Consider the following 2562-nt stretch of genomic DNA (forward strand, 5'->3'; position numbering starts at 1 on the left):
GTGATGCCCAAGAACGCAGGAAGCATTTCCACCCTCCAACACAGTCGACAGTACTACTGTAGCCGACTGGCGGGTTTGTCAATGTGCTTCGGCATGTCCTAAACAAATCATCTGGTTTCAGTGGACGGCTTGGACCGCTCCTTTTTCAGCAAAACCTTCTGCTGGCTATCATTGCAAATTCTTCCATAATGAGTTTACACATGTGTGTTGTTCATGTCACAAGGGAGGCAGTTATATGAATGCATGGTCATTCCTTATCATTGGCATTGCGATAGGAGTTGTTATTGGAATCGCTATTGGCTTGCTGCTGCGTCACGCGCAAGCAACAAACAATCAGAAGACAATCGATCAAGCAAGAGAAGCGTTCAGCAGTCAAGCTGCCGCATCATTCAAAAGCCTTTCGATGGACGCTCTTGGCCCCGTTACAAACCAATTGTCAATAATCGCCGGCAGTAAACTGGCAGAGCAACAGGGCCAAGCAGCTCAATACCTGGACAATAAAAAAGCCCTTATAGACCAGACACTGGGAACGATGAACACCGAACTTACTAAGGTCCAGAGCGCCATACATGAACTCAAGGAAAAGGGAGAAAACCAGTTTGGCGGGCTTACGCAACAACTCACTAATGCGTCTTCGCAAACCAGTAGACTTACCGATATAACTACTGCTCTCAAGGAAGCCCTTGCCAGCGGCAAAACGCGTGGGCAGTGGGGTGAGCGCATGGCTGACGACATTCTCCGCGCCGCTGGGTTTAGGGAAGACGTCAATTATCGGAAACAAAAAGAGGAGCTTTCCGGCAATCGCCCGGATTTCACATTCTTCCTTCCCAAAAACCTGCGATTGAACATGGATGTCAAATTCCCGCTGGACAACTATATGTGTGTCATCAGTGCTGCCACAGAGGAAGAACGATCCTCGTTCACGAAGAAATTTCTATCAGACGTGCAGCAACGTGTTAAAGAGATCAACTCACGAGGATATATCGATCCAGGAAATGGAACAGTCGATTGCGTCCTCCTCTTTATTCCGGTTGAGTCGGTGTTCGCCTTTGCACAAGAGCAGGACCCACAGCTTCTCGACAAAGCCTTGAACCAACATGTCATCTTGTGCTCACCATCAACGTTGTTCGCTGTGCTTGCCATTATCCATCAAGCAACCGACACGTTCTCCAGTCAACAGAACGTTGGCCAAATCCTGGCGAAGTTCACCGAGTTCGATAAACAGTGGGGACAGTTTACGGATAAGTACGAAAAGCTCGAAAAGCACATCCAGAACGTCGAGGAAGATTTCAAAGAACTTACTGGAGTGCGAACACATAAGCTTGACGGAATCCTCGAGAACATCCATGCCCTCGAGGTGCAGCAAAAAGAAGTGGAAAACGGAACTTCAGAACAACTAACCGATGTTTGACTCTCGCACAGCGGCGTCGCAGTCATACACGCGCCTCCCTTGCGAGCAGTAGACAGTCTTCTATGATACGTGTGCACCAGGAAAGTCAGGGGTAAATCTCCTGACTGCATTTGGCACCAACAATATTTCCTGGCGGGGCATCTGGCTTAATGTCACGTGACATGCAAATGTCCGTGTGCTATGCTACTAGCAGGATAGGATGAAACGACTGTGCGCGTTTGACATAGAGAGGGACCGAAAGGGCGAACACCTCATCAGTGCCGGGTGGGCAGTGTACACCACCGCAGACCAGGTGAGCCCTGAGACTGGTATGCGTGCTGCCAAGGAGATCGGAGACCTGATCGAGCAGATAGAGCTGGCGGATATCCTGGTAGGACACAACATTATTGACTCCGATATCCCGTTTCTGGAACAGCGCTTCCCTACGATGCAGCCGGCGGTTGGCAACAAGCCGGTCATCGACACGCTGTACCTGAGTCCGGTCGCGTTCCCCACCAATCCCTATCACCACCTGTACAAGGACTACAAGCCATACCCGCTGGCGCAGAATGACCCGGTCAAGGATTCGCAGGCATCTGTCCAGCTGATGAATGAGGAGGCCGCGGCCTTTGCCGGCTTCCCAGCTGACGTGCGGTCAGTCCTGGTCACTCTGCTTGCTCGATGCGCCAAGACCGCTGACATCACGTCCCAGTTAATCGGCGACGGGACCATACTCACGCAGGAGCAGCTGCTGGCAACTGTGAAGCAGCTATGGGGACCGCGCCTGTGTTTACACACCCTGCCCGCTGTCGTCCAGCAGGCATGGGACGACGAGATGGGCGCATGGGCTCTGGCAGTCGTGCTCGCATGGATCGACAAACAGGACGGCGTCTCGGTCATCGGCAAATGGCCGCGCGAGCAGGCGCCCTGGGTCGNNACCTGCGCGAGTCCACCTGCGATGATCCCTCGTGCACCTGGTGCCGGTCCTCCAGCCCGCGTGAGAAGCTGCGCCAGTTGTTTGGCTTTGACGACTTCAGGCCCAACCAGGAGGCGATTGTCCAGGCGGCCTTGGCTGGCAAGAATGTGCTGACCGTTCTGCCCACGGGCGGCGGAAAATCACTGTGCTTTCAACTGCCGGCCCTCATGCAGGCGGAGCGCAGCAAGACCCTGAC

Annotated in this window: 3 protein-coding genes; 2 read left to right on the plus strand and 1 reads right to left on the minus strand. The window is 53.2% G+C overall.

From position 1 onward, the window contains the following. The first annotated feature begins 235 nt into the window (after positions 1-235). Entirely contained in the window at positions 236-1411 is a 1176-nt protein-coding gene (locus tag SMC5_RS05195) for a DNA recombination protein RmuC (RefSeq protein WP_119087473.1), read from the plus strand. A 178-nt stretch (positions 1412-1589) separates the two neighbouring features. Here SMC5_RS05195 and SMC5_RS11860 read toward each other — a convergent pair whose 3' ends face one another. Continuing rightward, positions 1590-1922: a hypothetical protein gene (locus SMC5_RS11860; protein ID WP_126854950.1), complete on the minus strand. Its 333-nt coding sequence runs from the start codon at positions 1920-1922 to the stop codon at positions 1590-1592. 374 nt (positions 1923-2296) lie between these two features. Here SMC5_RS11860 and SMC5_RS11865 point away from each other — a divergent pair. Beyond that, the coding region (locus tag SMC5_RS11865) for a DEAD/DEAH box helicase (RefSeq protein ID WP_119119882.1) at positions 2297-2562 on the plus strand (266 nt) is incomplete at its 3' end.

The organism is Candidatus Cryosericum odellii, from assembly GCF_003570935.1.
In the GTDB taxonomy this organism is placed as follows: Bacteria; Caldisericota; Caldisericia; order Cryosericales; family Cryosericaceae; genus Cryosericum; species Cryosericum odellii.

Excerpts from the sequence above, each read along its gene's own strand:
- SMC5_RS05195 (WP_119087473.1), top strand. The coding sequence starts at position 236 with ATGAATGCATGGTCATTCCTTATCATTGGCATTGCGATAGGAGTTGTT.